This window comes from Sedimentitalea nanhaiensis DSM 24252 (assembly GCF_000473225.1).
Classification (GTDB): domain Bacteria; phylum Pseudomonadota; class Alphaproteobacteria; order Rhodobacterales; family Rhodobacteraceae; genus Sedimentitalea; species Sedimentitalea nanhaiensis.
The window spans coordinates 3,593,421-3,619,206 of the sequence record NZ_KI421509.1; the positions used below are offsets into that span (position 1 = coordinate 3,593,421).

Below are 25,786 nucleotides of genomic sequence, written 5' to 3' on the forward strand. Positions count from 1 at the left end.
CATGCGTTTGCAGCAGATAGGCCCGCACCAAGAAGGCGCGGCTGTGCGACAGCTTGATATGGGCGACCTGAAGCTTGATCCGCTCGCCGCCAACATAGGCCCAGTCCTCGCTCCAATCGAATTGAAACGCCTCGCCAGGCTGGAACACCAGCGGAACGAAGACCCCGCGGTCAGTCGTGTGATACGCGCGTTGCCGTTCACCCTTCCAGTCCCGCACAAAGGCCGCGACCCGCTCATATGAGCCATCAAAGCCAAGCTGCACCAGATCGGCATGCATCTGCTTGGCAGTCCGCCGCTCCTTGCGTGTTTTGCGCTGCTCAGACAGCAACCAAGCTGTCAGCTTCTCAGCATACGGATCCAGCTTGCTCGGCCGGTCCGGTCTCTGGAATTCGGGTTCGACAATCCCGGCCCGCAGATATTTCTTGATCGTGTTGCGAGACACGCCTGTTCGCCGCGCAATCTCGCGAATGGGCATCTTGTCTCGCAGCGCCCATTTCCGAATGACCCTCAAAAATCCCATGTCTACCACTCCAATAGCCCCCAGCTGAATCAAGCAGGGGCAAGGTTGCACATGGGTCAATTCTCAATGACAATTTCTGCAGTTGCCGGGTCAGTTCTCAGTGACAATCAACAGTTTAAGCGCCTGACGACCATGTCACTCATATTCAATAGGTAGGAATTGATGTGCGAAGAGGGTGTCTTCAGATCGCCATCAAAGAGAACCTTCGGCGCATTGGAGCGGTTTCTGATTCCAACGATAACGCACATCACGGCGGCATTGGCCGATGCGTTGTTGCGCCATTTGAAGGTGCGATGTGCAAAACCGATTTCGCGCCCGCCTCCAAGAATCAAAGGCCATATGGTTGAGGCAGCATCGCCTTGCGCAATCGAGTTTGTTGCCACGAGCGCTGCCTGTGCAGGGCGATCGTCAATGTACTGCCCTGCCTTGTAGAACCAGCCGACCACGTAGTCGAATGCCTTATAGTTCACCCCCAAATCACCAAAGAGAAGATCCTTATCGGCCTTATGCGATGCCTCTTGCTGCGCTTTGCCCAAGAACGGTGGATTGCCAGCGATGAAGACCTCTTCGCCGTCGCTTGGGGGTGGGCAAACGCGGTTCCAGTTCAATCTCAGTGAGTTTTCGCAAACGATGTTTCCGCCATCTCGCAGGGGCAGCGCCGGGGCTGTATTTCCGAACATTTCACCGAACCGCGCATTGGCCTGATATTCGGCAATGAAAAGCGCCAGCTTAGCCGTCTCTGCCGCGAAATCCGTGATCTCGATGCCGTAGAAATTCGCCAGCCGCACGCCAGAGAACATCTGCGCCGATGCCCCGCCATCAAGTTGCGCCAGACGCTCCAGCACGCGCATCTCCCGCGCACGAAGCTCGCGATAGGCGACGACAAGGAAGTTGCCCGATCCACAGGCCGGGTCGAACACCCGGATCCCCTCGATCCGTTTCAGCACGCGCACCAGCGCCTTTCGGCTATCGCCGGCCTTCTCGATCTGCTCATCCAGATCATCAAGGAACAGCGGCCCCAGAACCTTGAGGATGTTCGGCACCGAGGTGTAGTGCATCCCCAGTTCGGACCTTTTGTCCGGTTCGGCGACCGACTGGATCATGGACCCGAAGATGTCCGGGTTGATCTCTTGCCAATCGAGCTGGCAGGCGTCCTGAAGGTAGCGATAGGCCCCGCGGTCGAATTTCGGCACATCCAGTGTATCGGCGAAAAGTCCGCCGTTCACGTAGGGAAAGGCGTCAGCCCATGCCGGCAGTTTTTGACGCTGGCCCTTTGGGAGGTTCATCGCTGCGAAGGCCGACGCGATGCAGGACTGCGCCTCCTCCCCTTTGTCGCCCGCATGGGTGAAGATGAGGCGCGAGAACAGGTTGTTTTCAAAGATGCCCACGTCTTCTGCGAACATGCAAAAGATCAACCGCGTCATCAGCTGGTTCAGGTCATGCCGCCGTTCCGGTGTCTTCCAGTCCGGGTTCTTCTTGAGAAGCGCATCATAGAGCTTGGCCAGTCGCCCCGCCGCCTTGACGTCGACCTCGTTTTCCTCCGCCGCCTTGTAGCGCGACATGCCAGCCGCTGGCAGGAAGAATCCGAAGTGATGATGCAAGTCCGCGAACTTGATGTGCAAGCTGTCGCCCGAAGCGACATGTTCGGCGGACAGGTCAACGCCATCTGTTGCGAGGAGGATCGCCGGTTTGTGGTTGGTGGTCTTCTTGTCCGACCGGATCATCGACAGGCCCTGGTCCACCGCGCCAGGGTCGGTCACCATGGCATAGAACTTGCGGTTCATCAGGACCGCGCCGGGCACCTTCGATTTGTTGATTGTCCCACTGCGGAGCTTTGAGACCGTGGCCTGCGGACTGCCCATGGCGGCCGCGAACGAAAACGCGAACTCGCCGCCGTCGAACGGGCGAGCGGCGATTTCTTCCAGGGCGTCTGCGATTTCTGTCGGGTTCATTTGGGGTCCGTCGGTAAACTCATACGAATGCTACAGAAATTTTGGAGCGATGACGATAGCGACCGACGCCTCTGACAGCCCAATTCGGCTTTCGCCAATGAAAAAACGTGCGTTGATACTACGCAGCCATTTGAGCCAATCGGAAATCACTGGCGATTTTGGTCCAGCGCAGCATTGTGCAGCAACCATCGACAATGTCGCAAATGAATGATCGGCACCCCGGACCTGAGGCTAAGCTGAAGAAGGTGACATCTTTAATCGGCCGGACATGACATCGATCACCACAGCCCCTTCCACTGCGGATGCCCACAAATACGGTGTGCTCTTCGTATTTGCGGCGGGTGTGCTGTGGTCGACCGTCGGCCTCGGTATTCGCCTGATCGAAGACGCCGTCGTGTGGCAGATACTGCTCTACCGGTCGATCAGCCTGTCGCTGTTTCTCTACGTGCTTATCCGCGTGCGGTCTGGCGAAAGCCCATTTGTTCAGATCCGCCGCATCGGCGCCCCCGCCGTAATTGCGGGGCTCTCACTGGTCGCGGCCTATTCCGGCGGCATCTACGCGATCCAGAACACCTCGGTCGCAAACGCAATGCTACTGTTTGCGACCGCACCGTTTATGGCCGCTGTGCTCGGATGGATCGTGCTACGAGAACCTGTCCGCGCCGCAACCTGGATAGCGATTGCCGTCGCAATCGGCGGGATCGGGATCATGGTCGCCGACAAGTCGGGAGGCGTCGCCCTGAAAGGCAGCCTTGCCGCGCTTGGATCGGCCTTTGGCTTCGCGGTCTTCACCGTGGCCCTGCGATGGGGGCGAACCGGTGAGATGCTGCCAGCGGTCTTTCTTTCGGGTCTCTTCGCGATCGCCATCACCTTGGCGATATGCCTTGGCCTTGGCCTCCCGCTGGTTCTGAGCCTCAATGACGGGGGCATCGCCATGGGCATGGGCGTGTTCCAAGTCGGGGCTGGCCTGATCCTCTACACACTGGGCTCGCGCAGCCTCCCCGCGGCAGAACTCGCCCTGTTGTCCCTTGCCGAAGTCTTGCTCGGCCCGCTCTGGGTCTGGCTGTTCCTCGGGGAAACCGCGAGTGCGAATACGTTGATCGGCGGTGCTGTTCTGCTCGCGGCCATTGCGGGCAATGCGCTTTCGGGTAAGCGAAGAAAACCACCGCCAATCACGGCTCCTTAGAACCGCAACCTACGGCCCATTCCGGGCATTTGCGGTGCCACGCCGCGCTGCGTTGCGGCGTTCTTGTCTCCAGACATTGGATGCTAGACGCCAGTATCAGCCTCAAGTCTTGACCATGCGCTGACACTGTGAAGTGAAACATGCAAACCCTTTGGAGGCCCGGCTGTTCCGACAATCACCATCGCGAATGCATTCAGCTCATGCTTTGAGCGAGCGAACAGGTCAGCCATTGATGAAATGTCAGTTTCAGAAGGGGTGGGAATGGGTTGCGGGTGAGTGTGCCAATCTCCGAAATAGTGCAGCCCAGATTTGTGCAATGTGCTGATCTCCCGGCGTTCCGCAAAACGGTCTGCGATAAAAAAGAAGCGCCCTCGTCGGTCGGACCGCCTCGGACCGGTTGCCAGCTTGACTTGGATGCATTGACCTTCGACCGCGCCAAATAGCTGCCCACCAGCTTCAGGCATTTTCGGGTCCAACTGTCGCCATTTAGCAAGGTGATCGAGAACATCCTGTTCTAGGGTCAGAAATTGCCCACTTTCTCCAACAGGGTAGCGAATACTCATTCTTCTCCGCAAAAAGCACAGTCTACCTTTTGCCTCCACTCAAATCTCCTCGTTCCGCCGAACTCAGGAACGTCAGAAAAGCAATTTAGGAAGTCCGGGTTGAAGCGCCCTCCTTGCTCGGCAATTTCTTCCTTCGAAGCCCAGTAAACGGCCTCTGTCCCGAGGTGCATCTCACCAAGCAGTGCTTTCGTTGAGGTCTTCGCCACTAAGGCCGCTACCCCTGACAACGATACTGGCCCATATGGTTGAAAACTGGCTCCACAATGGGGCTGTTTGCGCGTCGTCTCGGTGTCCCACTCACACACTGTTTGTCGCGCCCTCCCGAAATGGTCCATGCCGCAAGCAAAACATGGGCCGTTGGAGCCGATCAATACGGCGTGTCCTGCCACAGAAAAAGGTTCCGCCCACCCATAGATCACAGGGGGGAAACCCGCTTCGTTCCTAGCCACTTGGTTCAGCCTGCCTTCAGCCACCCAACTGCCAACCGTGGACACGATCAAATCGGTGTTGTGGAAAATCTCAGAACGTTTGCTATAGAGCGATTGCCAGTCCTCGGCAAAGTACTGGATTGAGCGCATATGCGGGAAGTCACCAGCCAATTTTTCTGCCAGTGACTTGGCTTTAAACGTCCTGACTTGCGAGACCCCGAGTATATGACGCCCAACATTGGGATAGTCCAGGAGTTCCGGGTCGACCAACGTGATCGAGCCAACACCCGTCTTGGCAAGAAGCAAAGCAACCTCGCTTCCCAGTGACCCCGCGCCGATCATCAGAACACGCTTGTCAAACAACGGGGCGACTGTAGCGGTGTCACGCCCATGTATCCACGATGGGTCCGCGCGCATAGTTTCGTGGCGCTCAACCTTGTTCCCCCCGAACAGCCGCTGCATTCGGATATGGGTCGGTACCTTTCCAGGCCGAAAGCCCTGCTGCACCATGTCTGGGCGTCGCCCGGCTTTCATACTCTGTTTGACGGGAGGCATAACTTCGACGGCGAAAAACACCGGCCCATCATCCGTGCGCCCCTCGAAAGAAACGGTGAACTTGTCATCAGCGGTTACAGCCGCGTCTTCCAGCAGTTCTATGGATTCGGGTGCCAGCTCCCGCAAGAAGCGCAGAATCGCCGCACCCGACCTCGGGTATTCCGAAGGCAGAATAGGCCTATTGAGGGCGATGTGTGTCGCGGTGTTGAATTTGTAGTCCTTCTTGTTCCCCGGAAAACGGTTGCGAAGCCAACTCTCCAAGGCCGTGTGGTCATCTGCCAGATAGTAGTCACCTGTACTGCACCACAGGGACACCCGACGGGAGGGACCGCCGGGCGACAGGAGGCTGACGATGTTTTTGCCTCCATCAGTTTTGCTCCAATAAGAATCGAACTCGTCCGCGAAATCACTGATAAACGCGTCGTCGTATGAAGCGACGATCAATCGAGTGGCTTCTTTTATAGCGCCCCATATTAACCCTTTGGGGTTCAAAGGATTGTGCTCTGTCCCCGGTGGGTAAAGGCAAAATGCACCGTCTTTTTCGATGTGCGGATATTGCATAAACCGAAATTTTTCGTTGCAGTACACGCGCGGCTTTGTCCACGGGAAATTCTGCAAGAGCACCACTTGCAGATCAAATCGGTCAGCTTGATGTTCAAATGGGACAACCCATCCGTGGATTGGGTCCTTGGCCTCGTATCGAGACAATTCGCCCTGCGTGAGGTCTCGCGCATTCGGACATTGAGCGAGCACCCAGCGGGATAACTCAGCTATCATGAGATCCGTAGGTTCAGACGGCCCAGTCAATGCCGACTACCCGTAGCGGCCTCCGCCCTGCTTGTTCACAGCGGCGAGGTCATTGCTTTGCTCAGCGTCAACCTTTTCCACAATCCCCAAAGTAAGGGCAGCAGGTGCAGCCAACTTGCTTGCCTTTGTCTCAAGGCCAGCGTCGGGCACATAGAGGGTGAGATCGTCTGGGATACGCCCGCCAAATTGGTTTTGTAGGGCTTCGAAAGCTGCCGCGCGGTCTGACGTCTGTGTCAGCGCGTCTTTCAGACGCTCAGCAAGCACTCTGGCCTTCGCAACGAAATCTCTGCGTTCCTCAGGTGACCAACCCTGATCCAACCGTGCGCCTTCTACGACCGGGTTTGGAATGCCATTGGCGAGAAAGTCGGGCAAGTCTTCCGCGACTCGCAACAACGCCAAATCGTCCCTATCGCTGGCAATTGCTGCCGACGCCTTCTCAAAGACCGACACGACTGCGGCCATGAGGGCAATCGATGCCAATCTTCCTTCGGGCCATTGGAAGTCTTTCCAGCCCTTTAGATAGCGGCTGACGGTTCGGACCTGCTCGCCGTATTGTTTCACGGCATCGACAAACCAGTCTTCGAGTTTTCGCGGGTCGGATTTCATCCAACCCTCGTTGCGGTGCGCCAGCATCATCTCGTCGTGAGACAACATTCTATACGCAGTATCTTCCATCATTAGTTCGGCTGTGAAGTCTACACCACGACTTTGGGCATCTTTCACGATGCGCTGAAAATCCGTATCCGGCACCGAGTAAAGTGCGAGGTCGGTATGCATGGTGTTGTCAATCTTGACTCGGATGCACGAAGGCTTGTCCGTTACGAGTTGCCACCCCTTCTTGTCGCAAAGGGGCGCTAGGATGCGTTCGATAATGAAAAAGTAGGCTGCGCTTTGGATCACAGGGGATCTGTCTCCGCCTTTTTGAAAATAGGAAACGGGCATGAATAGCCCATCGTCCAAGTCGATCTCCTGAGGCGGCACATGCGCAGGTTGGTTGCACGTGTGGTATGAGAAGCTGCCCTGCATCTTGAACTTCGGTGTCTGGTAGCTCCGCACAAGTACTGGCGCTTGATCTTCGAACAGAGCCTGATCACCCAGAGCCTTCGCAAATGACCCAAACTGAGAGGAGATTTCGCTGCGAATGTCATCCCGAGCGTTTCGCAGTGTCTGTTCCTGCTCCTCTGAAAGGTTCAATGCGAACTTGTAACCCGAGGGCCGGGACACAAAGGCTCTATGTGCGTTAACAGGCATTAAACTGTCCCTTTTCTGGTCTTATCTTGTGGTGGTGACGCCGCTTGCCCATATACTTGGGGGCACTGGACCGAGTCTTCAATACCAGAGGTTGAGCATCGTGGCAAAGTTTGTTTCCCTTTCGTTCTGGATCACCTTGGCGGTCTATCTGGCTTTGGCCTCACCGCTTGCCGTTGGCTGGATCGAGACTTGGCTTGCCGCCAACTTGCCTGTTCTGGGATCACCAGTTGCCAACCTTCTGACTTCTAGAGTTGTCGCGGGGGTCATCTGGGGTAGCATTGCACTGTTCATCGTCGCACCAGGCTGGCGTCTTCTTTGGAAGCTACCCTTGGCGGGGCGTTGGTTCGCAAATCGCTACTTTCCTGACCTGAACGGCAAATGGGTTGTGACGATCCAATCCAATTGGCCAATTGTGGAGCACCTGAAGAATGCCGCCGCGAGTAAAGGGATTACGTTCGATCCTTTCACCAATGAGCTTCCCGATCTGCTCGAAGCGAGTTTCGACGTTAAGATCAAGCAATCGTGGTTTCGGACAGACGTGGTGTTCCTGCCCAATGACAAGACGCCCTTGCTAAGTTCCGAAACAATCTCGGTCGAATTCTTCAAGTCTGATAGTGGGAAGAAGTCTATTGCGTGGATTTTTGAGCAGACCAACAAGCAAGATAACACTCAGCGCCTTGCGGTTACTGACCAGCCGAAGTTCCACGGCTCTGCGGTACTCACCGTGAATGAGGACGCGACTGAACTTCAGGGACAATACTGGCAAAATCGGTCCTGGAACCATGGATTGAATGCTGCTGGCCTCATCACGATGAAACGGACAAACTAGTAACTGGGCAATAGCACCTCGATCAACGTCTGCTTTCTCAATCGAGACCTCGACCGGATGCTGGTACAGCAAACTTCCGCTACCCGCCCGACTAGCAGAAAATCATGCCCAACACGCTATCGACCAACCAGCTTTTCGCCATCCCCCTCTCGTAGCATCGCTTCCATATCGTCCAATCCATCGACTGCAGAGCGCATCTGCGCCTCATCATTCACGCCCACTGTCTCGGCATCCGCAATCTGGCCCCCAAAATCCATCTCCATCTGTCGCTGTTCCTCGGCGATAACGGCTTGAACGACCGGCGAAGTTTTCTTTGGAGCGACATCAGTTTTCCCTGACGATTGGCCATCAGCAGCCTGGCGTTCGGCCTCAACGTCGGCCTCGGATCCGCCAGACCCGTCCAGTGGCGGTGTCATCGGCATGGCGCGCATGCTCAGCGGCAGCGTGCCTTGCGGCCCCCCTCCCCCCGGCTCTGGAAATGGCAACTCGCCTGTCTGCGCCGCATGGATGGCCTTAAACAGCCGGTCGTCAAAATACTGGATCCGCTTTGCCCGGACCGGCATCTGGGCATCGATCACCATGACGATTTCGTCGAGCGGCAGGCGGCGCGCTTCATCTTCAGGCAACAACGAACTCTCTTCAGTCCGCGTGGATTGGCTGCGGCCCTCGAAGGGGTTTTTGCCGATGGACTGCGACCGCGTGACAACGGTTTTCGTGGTCTTGCCAACCGCCTTGCTGAGCTCTTCGACGGTTTTTTCATCGGAGGGCGTCAGATAGAGCTTCACGCCCGCATTGCCCTGCAGCGCGCGGCGGGTGTTTTCGCCGTAGATTTCATCGAGGGCGGGGATGGTTTGGGTGACCACGGCCAAATGGCCGCGATAGGTGCGCAGGGTCTCGATGCTCTCGACCACGATGGGCATCTTGCCCAAACGATTGAACTCATCGAGCATGATCATCACGGGCCACGGCTCATCCGGCCCGGGGTCCTTTTCCTGCATGGCGGAGAGGAGATCGGAAAAGAACAGCCGGATCAGCGGCGCGAGGGGCTTCACCATCAGAGGCTGGACCACGAGATAGACCGAAAAGGGCTTCTTGCGGATAGTCCGGAAGTCAAAGTCCGACACCGCCGTCGCCTCATCGATGGCCGGGTTCTGCCATTGATCGAGCCCCGAGGTCATCAGGAGCGAGACATAGGAGGTCAGCGTATCGTTGTTGGTCGAAGCTAGCCGCGTAAAGATCAGTTTTGCGGCCCGGTTATCCACCTCATGGCCCCGCGCGAAATACTCCTTCTGCTTGTTTCCGCCCGAGGCGGCGATGCGGTAGATCTCGCCCAAGGTCGGACGCTTGCGCTGGAAGGCCAAGAGCCCTGCTGCCACAAAAAGATCGATTCCGCCTTTGAGGAGGCCCTGCACCCGGTCATTGTCGCTCTGCAGGAAGAGCGTCGCAAGAAGCTGCAATTCCATCTGCTGGCGCGCGGGATCTTTCAGCTCAAAGATGCGCAGGAGCGGGTTGTAGCGATGCGTGCGCTTGCCCTCCCAATCGGTGGGGGCAAAGCGATAGACCTTGTCGCCTTGGGCTGCGCGATGCCGGGCCGTGGCCTCGAAACACTCACCCTTTACATCGAGCGTCACGACGGAGCCCTGCCAGGTCAGCAGGTTCGGAATGACAAAGCCCGTGGTCTTGCCACGGCCCGTGGGCGCCACGATCAGCGCATGCGGGAATACTTTCGAGCAGATGTATTTTGCGCGGGAGCCGGGCGTCCCAAGTTTGCCCAGGATGAACCCGGTCCCAGGCGCCCCGAAAAACCCGTTTGCCTTCATCTCGCGCGCACTCTGCCAATGGGTCTGGCCAAAGCGCGTGAGCGCGGACCCCGAGAGGGCGAGGCTCAGCATCAGGCCGGCGGCGGCGAAGCTGCCGATGATCAGATGGATGAGTTGGGCATCCTCCGGGCGGCGGTCCAGGATCGCCAGATAGTTCTGCGCGATATAGGCAAAGTCGATCTCGGCCCCAAACCCGAGATCCTGGTAGGTCAGCACCGCCGAGGCGATGGTATAGCCCATGGCCCCGGTCACCAGCGTTACCAGAAAGACCCCTGTGGCGATCCGCGCTTTTCCCATGGCGGCGCTCAATGGACCTGACCCCGCTCGGTTTCGCCATCCACGTCTGTCGCGCGGTGTTTTTCAAATTCGGCATCGGCCAGTTCATCGACCACCTGACGCAGGGCCTCCGTGTTGGCCGTCGCGGCATCGGATTGCAGGTAGACCTTGGCGACATAGAGCCGGTCGAGGCGGTCCTCGAGAACCTTGTCCAGCGCATCGGCATCGCCGGATGTGAGCCGGTCTAGTTGGCGAACGTCCAGCACCCGCGCGATCTCGCCACGGAAGGCGTCGCGCTCCGCGTCGGTCTCGAAGGGCGCGGACAACTCCCCCGCCCGCTCATGGTCCAGAACACGCGCAATCTCCTCTGCGAGGCGGTCGGACCGGTCAAACTGCGGTGCAGTTTCATCGCGGGTCGCTAGACGTTCGTCACGCTTGCGCAACCCGAGCCCGTCGCGCATCTCGGTTTCGCGGCGGACCTGATTGATGGCCTCCGTGTCCCGGATCTCGACGACGGCCGCATAGGTCGCACCGAGCCCGCGGGCAAGGTGCGACGGCATGTCCGGATAGCGCGCGCGCAAGTCATCCGTGACAGCATCTGCAACGGGCGTGCGGATGTCGCGTCCCTCCATGATCCGGTCGACCTCGCGGGTGATCGCGCTGGCGCGGGCCGCATCGGTGATGGTTTCCCTGTAGGGTTCAGACCGGTCGATCACATCGGCTGGGCGTGCGAGCAGGTCCGGGTGTGCTTCGAGATACGTGCGCTGCTCCGTCTCGATCCGGCGCTCCGCCCGTGAGACAACCTCCCAATCTCGGTCCTCGATCTGCTGCGCTGTCAGGCCGTCTGCGCGCATCTCCTGACGAATTGTCCCTTCCATCGCCCGGACCGCGCCCTCATGATAATGGAACCGCTCGCCGATCGGTTCCGCTTCCATGACGCCATCCCGGCGCAGCACGTTCTCGCGCTCCAACAGCGTGCCAAGTTCCACATGCACGTCATTGAGAATGTCGCGCGCCTGTTCCAGATCGGCGCGGCGTTCAAGGTTCAGATCCCGCGCCTCTGCCACTTTGGAGAGATCATTGGCGATCCATTGATGCTCCAGCGCGGCGCTCGAGGCCCCGGTCTCGATCCGGGCCACCACTTCCGATGTGCTGATGCCCGTGCCCCGTAGTGCCGCGTCAATGCGCGATCTCAGGTCGGGCTCGGCCAGAAGCTCGCGCTGGCTGGCGTCGATATTGGCTTCGGAATAGATCCCGCCCTCCGAGGGCGCGTCTGAGAGCGAACCCGAGCGCAGCCCCAAGGGCTGCATGTGCTGGACCTGCGTCTGGATCTCGATGAGACGTTTTTCCAGCACGGGACGTTCCGCGTCAGACTTCTCGGCGATCATGCCCTGCACCCGCGCGAGCTTTTCCGCATAGAGGCTTCTCAGATCCTCGAAGCTTTGATCCTCGGCCATATACACATCTCCTGTTCGGTCCACCTGCCCGCCATGCGCCAGCACCTCGCCCGCGCGGAAGAGCGCCGCGGCAATATCCTCGCGGGCCTCGCGCGAAGCCTCCGCGGCCAGCGAATGGTAGACGGTTCTGGTGTTGGCGATTTCCGCCAGCGTCCGGGTCAGGTCGGCCCCCACGCGTTCGCGCTCGCGGGGTGCGCGACCCTCTTCTTTCGCGGCGTAGATCTCGCTGGTCCGGGCCGGGTAATGCACGACGCCGCGATCCACCCGGCGCGTGGCTTCCAGCCGCACGCCGTACTTCTCCGCCTCCTCGACCATGGCGAGGCGGAAATCGTCATAATTAAAGCGGTGGTTGCGCCCCAGAAAGAAGAACTCGCCTTCTTGCGAGCGGCGGTTCAGCACCAGATGCGCATGCGGGTGATCGCGGTCCTCATGCACCGCGATGATGTAATCAAAGTGCCCCGCGTCGGTCTGGAAGAACCGCTCCGCCACATCTGTCGCGATGTCGCGCACATCCTCCCCATGCGTGCCCACGGGGAAGGACATGAGCATGTGGGTGGTCTGTCCGAGCTTGGGCTTGAAACCTGCATCCCACCGCTTGGCAAAGCGCTCGGTCAGATCCTTGATGTCCTTGGCCTCGAGCTTCGCCTTGCCATCGAGGAACCCGCTGCTGTCGACGATATAGGTGGACTTGGTGGTGAGGTACTCGAGCTGGTTTGCAAGCTGCGATTTGGTATGCGTACCGCCGCCCCGGATCGCCTTGAAGACGGCTGGCCGATGCCCTGCCGCCGCGCGCACAAGCTGGCTCTGCTTGGCGACATGCAGCCCCTGCATCGAGCCCCGGATCCGGCTCCAGCCGTCCCGGAAGACCTCGCCCGTAACGGCATGGACGGCATCATTCAGCCGCATGCGCAAACTCCCTCAGCGCGGCCGTGGCCTGCAGCTGCATTGCGTCCCGACGGCGGCGCAGTAGCAGATCGATCTCGTCAGCGGAATCCAGAATGAACCGCGCCAGCCCGCGCATCTGTGCGAGGCGCAATTCGGAGAACTCGGCAGGCGTACCACCATCGGCCCCCCGCCCTATCCGGTTGGCCCGCGTCATCTGCTTGGCGATCTGCGCGACCCCATTGCCGACCTCGTGCAAAGAGGCCCTGTATCGCGCCATCTCTGTTGCTATCTGTACGTCCGGAACGAACACTCCGCCAGCCGCTTGGATGAGCCGCCGCAGACCCTCGGCCCGGCTCTCAATCCCCGCCGCGGCCAACACTTCATCGAGCGCCTCAAGCTCCGCAGCCGTCACCTTCACGCTGACAGCGGAGACCGGGATCGCGGCATCCGTCTGGCGCTCGGCATCAGCTTTGAGCGTGTACTGGATCGCCCGCACCGACACGCCAAAGCGTTCCGCCAGCACTGAAGTGGAAACGCCTTCCGCAGCTTCGCGAACGATCTCCATGCGGTCCGCATCTGTGAGGCGTTTTGAGCGAGACATGCGAAGAAAGACCCCCTATTTCCTGCCACCTTCCACCAAGGCTGCCACCACCTTACGATAATATACCTAGCTGTCAATTATATACTTACGTTGCCTTCGGTCTCAGGCAGCCTTGGTGTCCGCTTCACGCCGCGGCCCGCAGGGACGCGGCTCTGCCGCCCTCACCACCAGCACAGCCTCCAGCTTCAAAGGCCCCTTCTCCAGCACCGCCCGAGGGTCTGGACGAACACGCATGTGTTCGGACGGAACCGCGGGCGGGCGCAAACCCCACCGACAGGGCGGACAGGCAGGGTCAAGGAGGGCCAGATTTGGCTTGCCAAATCTCTGCCGCAAAAACCGGGAGGCCCTGGCCGATAGGTTTTTGTGGATGGCCCCCTTGAGGCTGACTGGCCGGTCTGTCGCGGCCTGATCATTCCGGGGGGAGTGCGTCCGTTGAACGCGCAGCGAACGGCACCAAGGCGAGGTCGCTGCCGGCGATCACCTGCGCCGGAACCGGCATCCCTGGAACAGGGATCGGGCCGCCCCAAGATCGTCTTGGGGCGGCCCATCCTCGTCAGAGGATTTAGTCCTGGGGATCCTTCGCGCTCGGCGGGAACATCACCAGCTCCGAGACCGCGACGGGAAAGTCGAGCTTGAGGCTGAAGAACTCCGATCCATCCCCGTTGCGAGTGTTGCGGAACATCGCGCCCACGCGCTGAAAACGGGTGCGCTCCTGGCCATCGGTATCGGTGAACTTGACGGGGACGGTGGCGACGTAGTGGTTGGTCATTTGGGTATCTCCTTGTTGCGATGGGGATCACCCAGCACGGGGGCAGGAGGCCCGGTCGCAAGCGCAAATGCGGAGGGTCCGCGGCCCCGCCGTGGAAGCCGTATTTGTGCTTGCCAAAGCGTGAGCTGAGGGCACGAACGGGCCGACCCCGTGCGATCCATATGCATAGCAAAAAGGAGGGACCCGATTGACCTGTGCTATCACGCAGTCGCCACCATCCGCGTCCACGTCCTGCCGAACCTGGCCGGGGTGCTGATGACGCCCGCCCGCGTGGATGCGATGTTCCGAAACACCACCCGAGGGTTGTGCAGGTCTTCAGCCTCATGTGCGACGTCTCGCCCCCTCGGTCTTGCGCTGCTGACGATGTGCGAGGTGCGCACCATCCCCAGCCCGTACCGATGTGGATGGGCCGAACTCTGACGGGCTGGGTAGAGGGATGACGGTGCTGGCCGCCGCGAGTTGCTGAAAAAGTGTGACCGATCGCACGCGCCATGAGACATGACGAAAGGGCCGCGCCAAGCGCGACCCCGTTACGGCCATCACGCGCCCAAGCTGTCGAGCAACCCGCTGGTATCAGGCATTCGCTTCAGCGAGTTGCCGATGTGCTCCCGCCAGCGCGGCCCAACCTCCATTGCGGTGGCATAGGCCCGAGCCAGATCATCGGGCCGGTCCTCGGCCATCGCTTCGATAAGGAAAGCCGCCTGCTCGCGGTCCTTCGCGGATTTCAGGCTCCCTGCCCCATCGCGGCGCCGGTCGGCAATGATCAGTTTGTGGACTGCATAACGCTCCGGGCGGGGCACCTGCACCAGAACGCCGGATCTATAGATCGCCGCCGCGTGGATCGGCTCAGCGATCAGGAAGTTGAGATAGTTCAATCCTTGGGCGTTCACGCCCAATGCTGGCAGATCACGGATGGTCTCATCTCCGAACGCCGGTGTGAGAAACTCGACCAACTGGCCGCTGCCACCCTGGGCCCATCGCCATGTCCGACCTTGGTCAAGAGCTGGCAGAGGATCGAATTTGAGCGCCGAGAACGTCTCGGCAAGACCCGGGTCGACCTGATCCTGCAACGCAACGCTGAGCTTCTCGAACTGCGCGATGTCGATGTCGCCAGTATTGGCCATACCGCCAATTGGCAGTCGGATACCAAGCTCGCCTTCATAGAGTCGGAACGCGTTTGTCCCGACGATGGTGCCACCCAAACGGAAGGTTCCGGCTGCGGCCATGGCCGACAGGATGGAACCGGTCGCCCGGTCGGTGGGCGTCATGCCTTCCGCACGCAAGAGCCGGACAAGCCGCGACCGTTCCGCCTGCCGATCCTTGGCCGTTGCGCGCAGCTCTTCAATCCGGTCGATGCGCGCGCGCGTCTCGTCGCTGTCTTCGCCGATATAGATGAACCGCATCTCCGTCCCGACACGGCGCGCGGCATACCAATAAGCCTTATCCCCACGCTCCTTGAGCGTGGGCTTGCCTTCGACACCGGACAAGGCGTCGTCCTTCAGAAGACGCACCAGGTCGGTATAGGCGCTCATCGCGATGCTGCTGAGTGGGGTCATGCCTATCATTTCCAAGTTTTGCTTGGCATTCATATACCTATCAAAACAGGAAATTGCTAGGCAAAGTGATTTGGAGAACGTCCACACCCATAAGAAACGACGAAAGGGCCGCCCGAAGGCGACCCTCTCTCTTCAATCCTGCGACGCCTTCTTCGCCGGGTCCGCAACCCGCATGACCGTCAGGCCTTTCGCTTCCGCCTTCTGCCCGAGGTTCAGCGCGACCCCGTTGCCGCCGAAGAGCACAACCCCCGTCGCCGCGAACTTGTCGTCTAGCATCTCGTCGTTGCACTTGAACGGTGCCGCCCGCCCATGCGCGGACCAGCGCGGATCGAAGCGCGCCTGTGCTATCCCGCGTGCCCGGGCCCACCGAGCCGCAATCATCTCCGCCCCGTGCTTGCCACCCTTGTGGCAGAGGAAGATCTCCTGGTTGCGGTTCTGCTTGATCCGTTCGCGAACCTTGTCGAGCGTGTTGAAGATCACATCGACATCGGTCCAGTCGGTGGCGCCTGAGACGATCAGGGGAACCCCTTCGACTTTCGATTTCTCGGCAGTCTCGCGGTCGTGCTGCTCCAGGAGCTGCCGCGCCTCAAAAACAGCACCTGTCTCCTGCGCCCGGATGCTCGCGCGCGACCCGGCCGCCGGGATGAAGGCGTGACCCGTCTCGATCTCGTAGCATTCCGCCGCAGCCTCGCTCATCACCTCGATTGCGCCGACAATCTCGCGCAGCTGCAGAAAGCGCGCCTGCGCTTCTTCCAGCGCGGTCTCGGCGATCTCCGATCCGTCGTGGGATTTTGCCAGCGCGCCGATCTTGTCGGCGGTGCGATCGACCTCCTTGCCGAGCGCCACCTTGCGGCGCTGCAGGATCGTGGCGAGCCCATGGGCCAGCGGTTCGATTTCTGCTTCGAGCCCGGTCCCGCGCAACTGACCAAGCAGAGCCTCGAAGCTCTCGCGGATGATGCGGTCGGTCAGGATGTGATCTTCCGGGATCGGCAGCTGTGCATCCTTCTCGGTCAGCCCGAAAAGCTCGATGGTCTCGTAGGTGTTTGCTGTGTCGTAAGCCATATTCATTCTCCAGATATTGGGTTCGACCACCACGTGAGTGTGGGGGCATGGCCGAATGCCTGGTTTCCGAATCTGCCCGGGTCAGGGACGGCGCAGCCGCCGGCTTGCCGGGCGCAAAAGTTTTCTGCGTGCAGCACCCGACACATGCGCGCCCTCACACACGGGACCGCCCCCCGCCACGGGCACCGCCCTCGCCGAAAAGTTTTGCGATCCTTGACGCGGGCTGATTTGGGGGCCATCCGGAGGATATGCTTCCGCACTCATGTGTGTGTGTGTGTTGACGGTAGGTTTGACCGACCTGAGCAGGCAAACGGCCTGACCGGACGCGGGAGACGGATGGAGCGGCGGGATCGTTTTGCCGCGCAAAACAGACCAGAGCGCAATCCGGCGGAGCGGCTGGGGAGGGACGTGCTCGCGAGGCGGGCAAACCGGGACGCCAAGCGCAACGCCGCGGTGAGGCCGCATGGCCGAATGCGCGACGGACCGAAGGGCCGTTCTCCCCTGCGACACGCGAAGCCGAGCTGGGGAGGCCGCAAGGCTCAGACCAAGATTGATGTAGGGGCGACGCCGCTGCAAATTCCACAGATTGCTTTTCCACGCATTCGATCTGAGGGTGGGAAGCCGACATTCGATGCGTGCGCAACTCAGATGGAAGGCCTCGGCAGGAGCGGACATTCAGGTGGTTTCTGCGCATCGAACAGTCGTCTTGTCCTGCCGACGAGAGGCAGGACAGAATTCATGTTCCTATTTCAATATCTTGGGAAACCGGCACGGTGCCGAAAATGATCGAGTTGATATCTGTGTGCAAGGTCACGTCTTCTCTTGCGGTCTTGACTGACACCACCAACGCATATCGTGTCTTTTGCTGACGTGTGGCAGTATCCGCGCGGTTCTTCCACCAACCACCGACCGGCTTTATGCAGAGAATATTGCGCGCCAAGAGCCACGCGGCTGGCCCTTTCCATTCGTTACAGTGCAGCGATCCGGACGGCGTGCCATCAGGAAAGCGCCAATTGTCGGTGTCCGATTGCGTGGGGGGCTTGCGTCGTGGGTCTGCTCGCTCTTCGACATTCACCCTCTTTTTGAATTCATCAGTGCTTTCCATCCGGCGTTTCAAGTCGAACCGCAAGCCGAACGACTGATACCGATATGGATCGAGCGACGCCAACGCTCCCGGGTTTGGATCAACAAAGTATGACAAGGTGATCTTCAGTCTGACCTCCTCATCCCCTAGCGCTTCAAATGCCTGTCGCGGCCAGGGCAAGTCGTAGTAGTGGCAGTCTTTGAAACCCGAGACGCCATAGGGTTGGATTTCGGACTGCGCCACCAGAGCGAGATGGTTCTCAGCTGAAGCAATTGCCCGCTCATACGTGGGTACGCCGTATCCGAAGTGCCGCAACAGCTTTGCAGCGTCGGTTTTCCCTAAGGGGTCTAGCGCAAATCGCATCTTTTCTGTCCACTCGGCACCGTGGACCATTAAGGCACGGATAGTCTCCGGCCAGTATTCAGGCTTGGCCGCCATCAAGCGGCACGCCAGTCGCGCAGCTTCGGCTGTTGCCGCGCTTGTAGCACGAAACGGTACCAACGGACGCCGGTCAACTTCGGGACCAGAGGTTGCGACCGAAAGAGAGGTTGTATCGACAACGGTGGTTCGGGAAGCATCCACAGCGCGGTTTCCAGCTTCCATGACAATGTCGGGTTTTATCGGCCTATTGCGCCCTGTCGTCCATAGCGTCGAAGTCCTCGTGAAAGGGCTAAGGTCGCCCGCTTCGGCAAGCGGCGAATGGTCGGCCAATTCAGGTTCGGCAATGTGGATTTTGTCAGTGTAGCCACCGACGGTTACGACATTCCAAGCTTGTGCCGGGTCCTCAATCGGATAAGTGTCCGAGGGTTGCACCTCGTCTAACATGATCGGGTTGGGTGCATTACCTGCGGAAACAACAATAAGGCGTCTGGGTGCCCTTTTGTCGTCCATTGTGACGCCCGCCGCTTCTTGATCAAGCGCCGCGCTCCATGTTGAAGGCTGTGTCCCTGAGATGTCTTCATTGGTAACCGCCATGCAGAAAACGCGGCCGCGTTCTGGTCGCCCGATTTCCGCAAGGCTGACGGCAGACTTCGTGATCGGACCGTAGAAGCGCTCTTCGGGCTTTCCCATTCCCGGAGGCGGAAGGATTTTTACACTCTCTAGTCTATGGGCCAGTTTAACCTGGTTTTTATCAGCTAGCTTCGGCACGAGGTCGCCATGCAGAGCGATCCCAGCCATTTGAGTCCCATGGCCAGGACGCGGACCAGTATCGTCTACCCCCCATTCCGGACGAACACTGTATAGGTCAGCGGGTGAAAGAGCTGGTTCAATCAAACTATGCGCACGATTGACGCCACTGTCCAAAAGGCAAATCGCTGGAACCTCTGCACCGGGCCATTCGATCCGGCCCGCAAGATCGTCGGTCCATTCAAACTGTTCATCAGGATTTAGGTCATCAATGAAGAAATGCGGAGTATCCGTGGCTCGTCGAAGTTCTGTGATTGAAAACCGCGCAAATAGCATCAACTCGATGGTAGCGCGCGCGGCAAGAACGGGAACAACCACGTGTTCTGGAAACACCAAACGCTGTTCCTTTGGAGCGCATCGTGCATCGAGCTTTTCAGCCAAAGCATCGAGAGCATTCTCTGCCGACTTGATGCACCACACCTCCCACCAGATCGTATCGTTGGGGTCTTGCGGCAGCGCTTCCAGATCATCTGTCCAGAAGGTTTCGAGACGGGCCTTTCGGATGGCCTCAATCGGTTCAACGAATGACTTGTATGGCGGGTTTTGACCTTTTTCAGTCAGTTCGCCCGACTGGTAGTCGGCCAGAATGCTTTCAAGTACCGGCTTTGCGTCTTCAGGAACAAACAGGCCAACGATCCGAGTATCGGCAGCTCCCAGCTTTGCAGAAGCCGGTTTCAGATGGCTTTTCTTCCTCTCCAGACTATCCGGGCTGGCGTTCGGTCTAAGCTCGACTTCCAAATAGACACCAGCAGCGGGAGATACCCGTTCATCGCGCGGACGATCTTGCTCAAAGTCGTTTGCTGCCTGCGAGAACTGCCCTCGGAGCATTGCGCCATGCTGCTGGCGGTCCCGAGGAGGAGGGCTTCCGGGAAAACGCTCATTGGTGGACTTGAAGTCCGCGCGCTCCCGTCTGCTTTCGATGTTGATATGCGGTAAGGAGTACTTGGATGCCATCTACTACTTGTTCACTGCCGAAGGTCGAAACGCCTCTCGCATTTCTCGCCTGTCATTCAGCCTGCGCAGCAGATCGTCCGATGTCACGTTCTTCCGCTCAGCCAAGATTGCGCTTTTCACCGCGTCTTCTGTTGCGCGGGCAATCTCAGACTGGCTCAACCCTTGGGCCGATGCAAGAATGCTCTTCCACTTCAGGTTGGGGAATTTCATTGGCCGCAGATTGAACTTGATGATCGTGCGGATTTCTTCGTCAGTGGGCGGACAGAATTCCATAACCAGATCGAACCGGCGCAACAGAGCCGGGTCGAGCAGGTCTGGATAATTCGTTGCGCCAATGATCACGCTGTCCGTGGAATTCGGCTCTTCCATGAATTGCAGGAAAGAGTTCAACACGCGGCGCATCTCGGCAACGTCATTCGTCGCGCCTCGATTTCCTCCGACAGCATCGAATTCGTCAAAGAGATATACCCCCCGGTGACGGGCGGTTTCGTCAAAAACGAGCCTCAGCTTGGCGGCAGTCTCACCCATGAAGCGCGTGATCAGGCTTTCTAGGCGGATTACGAACAACGGCAACCGCAACTCACCAGCCAAGGCTTCCGCCGACATCGTCTTGCCCGAACCCGGTGGTCCGACGAAGAGAACACGCCGGTTGGGCGTCTTGCCATGTTCGCGGAGCCAGTCACGCTTGTGCTGTTGCAAGACAACGTCATCCAGCCGCGCACGCAACGAGGCGTTCATGACGACGCTTTCAAGATCGAAGCGCGGCGGGCGCATCTCGATCAAGTCGGCAAGATCACCACGCGGGGACGCGAAAGGCACGGCGACGGTTTGGCCCGACGCCGCCTTCTCCCGCGCCTTGTCTACAGCGGCCCTCAGGTCTTCTGCGAGTGTACGACGCCCTTGCCGGGCCTCTGCGGCGGCAACCTGCAACGCAATTGAATAGAAATGCTCGTCGTCACCGTCCGCCTTGCTCTGGAGCATAGCCAGTATCTGCTTTGCGTTGGACATGCTCCAGACCCTTGGTGCTTGCGACGATTTCCTTTTTCCCAACGGGTTAGTCTGTCGGACCGTCTCGATTTTGTGCGAAGATCGCAAATCCTCGCTGATTTGTCGACGGGAATTCGGCACCCCAAGCAAAAGCGCGAAAGTGTGAGCGTAACGCCTCTGGCGAAAAAAGTCAGCTAAGACGTTCCGCAACGCAGCATGACGGTCAATGATGAAGGTCCGGTTGGGGCCGACCACGTCTGGCGTACGGCTTCAGTCCAGATCGACGCCGCCGAGGCGCGGCGCATGTACATGCGTTCGGATTAGGAACGCAGCGCCCGCGCCCGCGATGGCGCCGAAGAGATGCGCCTCCCACGAGACGCTGGGTTGGCCTGGAAAAACGCCCCAGAGAAGGGAGCCATAGAGGACACCGACCACCAGTGCCGCGCCCAGCGTGATCGGGGAGCGATCCACGAGGCCGCGCGCGACGAGGAAGCCATACCAGCCGAAGACGAGCCCTGACGCGCCGATATGGATGGCCGAGCTTCCGAACAGCCAGACAAGACCGCCGCCGAGGCCGATCACCACGGCGTTCACGGCCAGCAAGGCCCGCGTGGTCGTAGCCACCAGCAGCCCACCCATCACCAGGAGCGGCGGCGTATTGGCCATCAGGTGCGCGAAGCTTCCATGCAGGAGGGGCATGGCGATGACACCATCCAATCCGCTGACATGCCGGGGGATCAGGCCGAAGGCCGGGTTCAAACCGTAACCGAAGATCCAATTGGCGACCTGGACCGCCCAGAGCAGCGCTACAAAGGCGACAAGCGCCGCGGTGCGCCCAAAGAAGACGCGCATGTGATCCCGGTTCATCATGTTGGCGACAGTAGACGTCACCACAGCGCCTTCAATGGTTTTCGCGCGCAGCACAGGGTGCCACCTCCGGGAAAGGGGGTCGCGGCGGCCAACCTCGGTAGGGCTCAAGCCAAGAGAATGGCTCCGATCTTAAACGGTGTTCCCAGGCCGCCGCGGCATGATTTCACGCTCGGGGCGCTTCAGGGCTTCGGCGTATTTACGGGCATTGTCGTCAATCGTGCTGTGCCAGAGCTTTGAGACAAAGGCCTGGGCGTCTTGAACGGTCATGTCTTTCAGCGAAGAGGACAGCACCATGAATAGCTCATCTTCGCTAATCGAGGCGGCGCGGTGCATGGCATCCGCGTAAAATGACGGGTCGTTGAGAACCTGCTCGCGCAGCGGCATCCGCGCGAGATTCTCCTCCGGGATCGCCATGAAGATCGTGTCCTGCAGGTCGGTCAGATACGCACGCCGCGATGTGGACACCGGCTTTCCCGCAGCCTTGGCCTCCAGAACTGCCTGCCTTGTCCTGTCGAGCTTTGCCCTTGCATGGGTCATGAGGACATCACGCTGTCGTTCAGGCAGCGCAAATCCGGTGCAACGCTCGATATGAGCAAGAAGCTCTGCAACCTCTGCGTCTACATCAAAGCTCTCGAACCACGGAGCTTTTCCCAGTCTCGCCACCATGCGCCTACCCTCGTCCATTCAATAATATATTATCGTATATCATAGTCAGCAGATCGCAAGCGGGTGGCGTCCTTGACGCAAACGGACATGGGAAAAGGGGAACCGTGGTCCCACGGCTCCCCTTTCGGTACGTATCGTCTAACTGCGTGCGCTAACTACGCGACCAGCGACAGCCCCGCGCCCGCGTCCTGCGGCTGCTCACCGCTGTCGATGAACGGGATGATCGAGAAGGTCTGCCCGCCGCGCTGCTCTTCGTTCTGCACGGCGTTGACGCGCAGGTCCCCATCAGGCGTGTTGATCAGCAGCGACAAGTAGTCATTGCCCGTGCGGCTGCTTTTCGCCATCCAGGCCGAGCCGACGCGTATCGGTGTGCCCCGGGGCGAGCTGACCTCGATGCGGTAATCGGGGTGGGTCTCTTCGGATTTGTAGCTGTTCTCGATCAGCATGAACTCCAGATCGAACATCATGTTCGCGATGTAGCCGGTGAAGGCGTTGTCGGCGTCCATGGCGGTGAGCTCGCCCGAGATCGAGCCGGATTTCATCAGGCCGTTCGAGACCAGCGGGATGATCTCGAATTCGCCGCTTTGGGCCGCACACGCCTCTTTCGTCTGCACCGCGTTGACCCGGAACGGGCCCAAGCCGACATCAATCTGCATCGAGATGTAGGGGTTGCCGCTGGTATTGCCGGTCTCGTTCCAGGCCGTGCCGATGCGCACCTTGCGGCCTGATTTGTTGACTGCCGTCACGTCAAAATCCGGGCTGCGTTCGGACATCTTTGCCCGCGCTTCCAACTGGATGGCGATGTCAAAACGCGTCGAGTGGATCATGCCGGTGTACTGAGCGGCTGCGGTCTCGACATTGCGGGTGAGGGTTCCTGCGAACATGGGATGGTTCCTTTTGGATTGGCCGGTGTCTGACGTCCTTGCCAGCGCATCCGGGATTGCTTTCTCGACCCCTTGAGGGATCACAAATCAGAAAGCTTGCTTGTATCTTTAATGGTGCGACGGCTCCCCCAGCGGAACGTCGTAATCTGGGAACGGCATTGCTAACCATCCCGGGGGAAGTCGGACCGAAAGCCTGCGGGTAATAACGTACCGAAGGAAAGAATGGTCGGCTTCCAAAGATGGAACTGTTCTGAACAGATGGAGGGGAGTCACCGATGTCCCGGATACAAGAAAAGAAGACCATCACAACGGCGACGTCCCCATTCATTGTCATGGGGATCGACGTCAGCAAGGATCAGCTGGACGTGTATGTTTCGCCGGCTGGCAATCATCACAGCTTCAAAAATGACGCTGGAGGCGTTGCTGAACTGGTCAACGTCTGCCGAGATCACGATGCCGATCTTGTGGTCCTCGAGGCGACGGGACGCTATCACAGGATGGCGCATAAAACGCTTCATGAGGCTGGTGTTAGGACTGCTGTCGCGAACCCAGCTCGAAGCAGGAACTTCGCGAGATCAGTAGGTCGCCTGGCTAAGACCGACAGGATCGATGCGCAAGTACTGGCTGAATATGGTGAAAGAGTTCGACCTCCGGCGAGTACACCGCCTTCCAAGCAGCAAGCAAAAATTGCAGAGATTACAGTCGCTCGCAGGCAAATCGTCGATGAAATGAAGATCCTGAAACAGCAGCAAACACAGACACTGGACGACCTAGTGATCGCGCAGATCGCGGCGCGCATTTCTCTGTGTCAGTGTCACTGCAAAGATCTCGAACAGCTATTGGCCGAATTAATTGAAGAAGACGATGGCATCAGGCGAAAGCATGAAATCCTTACATCGATTCCGGGTATCGGGCTGACCACAGCAGCAACTCTGATATCCGAGCTCAACGAACTGGGCGGCGCCAATGCCAAGCAGATTGCATCTCTCTCCGGTGTCGCACCCATGAACCGTGATTCAGGCAGCTTCCGCGGAAAACGCAAGATAGGCGGAGGACGCAAACCAGTGAGAGATGTCATGTACATGGCGGCCGTCGTCGCGATCCGCTGGAACAAGGACATGGCCGCGTTCTATCAGCGCCTCAAGAAAGCGGGCAAACCTTTCAAAGTCGCAATCACCGCTGTGATGAGAAAGCTCCTCATACTCGCAAACACGCTTCTCAGCGAAAACAGGCTTTGGTCAGAAACGCAGCCTTGAATTTCAAGACAGATGCTTTCCTTTTCAGCCCCGCCCACGGGTCAGAGCTGCCGTCCGAGTGGGAATGCCCCCGCGCCTCCTGGTGCTACGCCCCTCCCCTGCCCGTCTGGTCTTGATTGGCTGCCCGGATTTTCCGCGCCGTCCTCCGATCGCGCGATGAAGAACTCCGCCTCTTTTCCGTTCAACCCGTGCCCGCCCCGGTCGGTCAGACCGATGCAGCTACCGTTCGGCACATAGGTGATGAGGTACTGACCGAGCCGGTCTTTGTGCACAACGTAGCCGGTATTGGCCCAATGCACGGTCTGGCCGGCATCGACGGCCGCCTTGATGTCTTCGAGTGTCATGCGATCCTCCTCAAGAAGAATGGTGGGGAAACGACGCAAGAAGCCCGATCTTCCAACCGGGCTTCCATGCAGTATTCGTTTGGCAAACAGTCGAGAGCTGTCAGGCGCTTTGCGTGGCTTGCGTCGCGCGCGCCGCCATCCAATCCTTCAGGCCAAGAACCGTTCTTCCGGCGGCGACTTCAGATGCCCAGGCGACCCTTGGGTCGCCGCAGGGCTCATCGCCAGCATGCCGGTCGATGTGGCCATTGGCCATCCATGGCTCGGGCTGGATCCGTCGCAGCCAGTCCGCCATGCTCGGGATGCGGCCTTGGCAGTCTTCACGGATATGCTGCTCGCCGATCCAGCGCACGGGGATGTCGCGGCCCGCACTATTGGTCAGTGTCAGGCCAAAAACCCGTTGGGCCTCAAACAGGCCTTGCGCATGGTGACGCATGGCGCGGTGCGTGAAGAGCGCGAGGTGCTCTTTCGAGGCGTCAAACCAATCGTGCACAGACTGATAGTCAGACGGCACCCCGCCGAATTTCTGGGCCGAGCTTTCAGCATGATGAAGCGGATGCGCCATCTCACAGTCCCTCGTCATAGCTGTGCGAGCATTCAACGTAGCGGTCCGCATGATCGAGCGTGATGCTGTCGGCTGCTATGTCCCAGGTCAGCGTGCCGTAGCCGCCCTCGTTGTTTTCGAACCCCGGGTGATGGTGATAGGCGAGCGACCAGGCGAAGTCGCCGACCGCGGTGACAAGCGGCTCCGGCAGTTGGACCTCTGCAGGCTGCACCGTCACATCCTCGACATTGCCGGAATCGCCATAGCCTTCGTATTCGGCGGTGACCTCGCTGATGCCAAGCGCGCGTAGTTGCGCAAGCAGCTCCGCTCGGGATGCCTTCAGGGTGGTTTCGCGCTCTGCACGCCACTGAGCCGCCATTGCGGCATAGTCGATCTGGGGATTGGTCATGGGTCTGTCCTCTTATCTGAATTTGGGGGGCCGGGCCTGGCATTGGTCAGCGCGCGCCCGGAAAGCGCAGATCGGCCAAATCCCGA

General features: G+C 59.3%; 22 protein-coding genes. 3 read left to right on the forward strand and 19 right to left on the reverse strand.

Going from position 1 to position 25,786, the window contains the following annotated elements; translation table 11 throughout:
- Window positions 1-520: helix-turn-helix domain-containing protein (locus NANH_RS26630; protein ID WP_036049747.1), on the reverse strand; the 520-nt coding region annotated here is incomplete at its 3' end.
- 107 nt (window positions 521-627) lie between these two features.
- A complete protein-coding gene (locus NANH_RS26635) occupies window positions 628-2,472 on the reverse strand; it encodes a DNA methyltransferase (RefSeq protein ID WP_036050987.1) in 1,845 nt (614 codons plus the stop codon).
- 268 nt (window positions 2,473-2,740) lie between these two features.
- On the opposite strand from NANH_RS26635, the gene NANH_RS0119690 reads away from it, so the two are divergent.
- Window positions 2,741-3,658 (forward strand): DMT family transporter, encoded by a 918-nt coding sequence (locus NANH_RS0119690; RefSeq protein ID WP_139236552.1) that lies wholly within the window; start codon window positions 2,741-2,743, stop codon window positions 3,656-3,658.
- Window positions 3,659-3,741: 83 nt separating this feature from the next.
- On the opposite strand, the gene NANH_RS0119695 is transcribed toward NANH_RS0119690, so the two are convergent.
- From NANH_RS0119695 to NANH_RS0119705, 3 genes are read right to left on the reverse strand one after another with little or no spacing between them, the layout of a single operon-like run.
- Entirely contained in the window at window positions 3,742-4,221 is a 480-nt protein-coding gene (locus NANH_RS0119695; RefSeq protein ID WP_074920708.1) for a Mov34/MPN/PAD-1 family protein, read from the reverse strand.
- Entirely contained in the window at window positions 4,218-5,981 is a 1,764-nt protein-coding gene (locus NANH_RS27565; RefSeq protein WP_051372515.1) for a ThiF family adenylyltransferase, read from the reverse strand. The genes NANH_RS0119695 and NANH_RS27565 overlap by 4 nt, the downstream gene beginning before the upstream one ends.
- 36 nt (window positions 5,982-6,017) lie before the next feature.
- Window positions 6,018-7,262 (reverse strand): CBASS cGAMP synthase, encoded by a 1,245-nt coding sequence (locus tag NANH_RS0119705; RefSeq protein ID WP_027263625.1) that lies wholly within the window; start codon window positions 7,260-7,262, stop codon window positions 6,018-6,020.
- A 100-nt stretch (window positions 7,263-7,362) separates the two neighbouring features.
- On the opposite strand from NANH_RS0119705, the gene NANH_RS0119710 reads away from it, so the two are divergent.
- Window positions 7,363-8,091: a hypothetical protein gene (locus NANH_RS0119710; RefSeq protein ID WP_139236550.1), complete on the forward strand. Its 729-nt coding sequence runs from the start codon at window positions 7,363-7,365 to the stop codon at window positions 8,089-8,091.
- 116 nt (window positions 8,092-8,207) lie between these two features.
- Here the strand turns inward: NANH_RS0119710 and NANH_RS0119715 are convergent, their stop codons facing one another.
- The 11 genes from NANH_RS0119715 to NANH_RS0119765 form a co-directional block, all read right to left on the reverse strand.
- Entirely contained in the window at window positions 8,208-10,208 is a 2,001-nt protein-coding gene (locus NANH_RS0119715; RefSeq protein ID WP_027263627.1) for a type IV secretory system conjugative DNA transfer family protein, read from the reverse strand.
- 8 nt (window positions 10,209-10,216) lie between these two features.
- Window positions 10,217-12,550: a relaxase/mobilization nuclease domain-containing protein gene (locus NANH_RS0119720; protein WP_027263628.1), complete on the reverse strand. Its 2,334-nt coding sequence runs from the start codon at window positions 12,548-12,550 to the stop codon at window positions 10,217-10,219.
- Window positions 12,537-13,130, reverse strand: a complete 594-nt coding sequence (locus tag NANH_RS0119725; protein WP_027263629.1) for a helix-turn-helix domain-containing protein — start codon at window positions 13,128-13,130, stop codon at window positions 12,537-12,539. The genes NANH_RS0119720 and NANH_RS0119725 overlap by 14 nt, the downstream gene beginning before the upstream one ends.
- A gap of 562 nt (window positions 13,131-13,692) precedes the next feature.
- Window positions 13,693-13,899, reverse strand: coding sequence for a hypothetical protein (locus NANH_RS0119730; protein ID WP_007120662.1), 207 nt, complete (start codon window positions 13,897-13,899; stop codon window positions 13,693-13,695).
- Window positions 13,900-14,438: 539 nt separating this feature from the next.
- On the reverse strand, window positions 14,439-15,455 hold the full coding sequence (locus NANH_RS0119735; protein ID WP_245601474.1) for a nucleotidyltransferase family protein: 1,017 nt from the start codon (window positions 15,453-15,455) through the stop codon (window positions 14,439-14,441).
- Window positions 15,456-15,587: 132 nt separating this feature from the next.
- Window positions 15,588-16,517: a DUF2493 domain-containing protein gene (locus NANH_RS0119740; protein WP_027263631.1), complete on the reverse strand. Its 930-nt coding sequence runs from the start codon at window positions 16,515-16,517 to the stop codon at window positions 15,588-15,590.
- A 736-nt stretch (window positions 16,518-17,253) separates the two neighbouring features.
- Window positions 17,254-19,743 (reverse strand): S8 family peptidase, encoded by a 2,490-nt coding sequence (locus NANH_RS0119745; RefSeq protein WP_027263632.1) that lies wholly within the window; start codon window positions 19,741-19,743, stop codon window positions 17,254-17,256.
- A gap of 3 nt (window positions 19,744-19,746) precedes the next feature.
- A complete protein-coding gene (locus NANH_RS0119750; protein ID WP_245601475.1) occupies window positions 19,747-20,985 on the reverse strand; it encodes an AAA family ATPase in 1,239 nt (412 codons plus the stop codon).
- 15 nt (window positions 20,986-21,000) lie between these two features.
- Window positions 21,001-21,582, reverse strand: coding sequence for a rhomboid family intramembrane serine protease (locus tag NANH_RS0119755; protein ID WP_027263633.1), 582 nt, complete (start codon window positions 21,580-21,582; stop codon window positions 21,001-21,003).
- Window positions 21,583-21,729: 147 nt separating this feature from the next.
- Entirely contained in the window at window positions 21,730-22,266 is a 537-nt protein-coding gene (locus NANH_RS0119760) for a hypothetical protein (protein ID WP_240504184.1), read from the reverse strand.
- A 155-nt stretch (window positions 22,267-22,421) separates the two neighbouring features.
- Window positions 22,422-23,150 (reverse strand): DUF736 family protein, encoded by a 729-nt coding sequence (locus NANH_RS0119765; protein WP_027263635.1) that lies wholly within the window; start codon window positions 23,148-23,150, stop codon window positions 22,422-22,424.
- Between the two features lie 275 nt (window positions 23,151-23,425).
- Between NANH_RS0119765 and NANH_RS0119770 the strand changes: the two genes are divergently transcribed.
- Window positions 23,426-24,406 carry an IS110 family transposase gene (locus tag NANH_RS0119770; protein ID WP_027263636.1) on the forward strand — a complete coding sequence of 327 codons (981 nt, stop codon included), beginning with the start codon at window positions 23,426-23,428 and terminating at the stop codon, window positions 24,404-24,406.
- Window positions 24,407-24,447: 41 nt separating this feature from the next.
- Here NANH_RS0119770 and NANH_RS0119775 read toward each other — a convergent pair whose 3' ends face one another.
- From NANH_RS0119775 to NANH_RS0119785, 3 genes are all read right to left on the reverse strand, one after another.
- On the reverse strand, window positions 24,448-24,750 hold the full coding sequence (locus NANH_RS0119775) for a hypothetical protein (RefSeq protein WP_027263637.1): 303 nt from the start codon (window positions 24,748-24,750) through the stop codon (window positions 24,448-24,450).
- A gap of 100 nt (window positions 24,751-24,850) precedes the next feature.
- A complete protein-coding gene (locus NANH_RS0119780; protein WP_027263638.1) occupies window positions 24,851-25,312 on the reverse strand; it encodes a DUF6915 family protein in 462 nt (153 codons plus the stop codon).
- A 1-nt stretch (window position 25,313) separates the two neighbouring features.
- A complete protein-coding gene (locus NANH_RS0119785; protein WP_027263639.1) occupies window positions 25,314-25,700 on the reverse strand; it encodes a DUF6878 family protein in 387 nt (128 codons plus the stop codon).
- Window positions 25,701-25,786 lie beyond the last annotated feature (86 nt).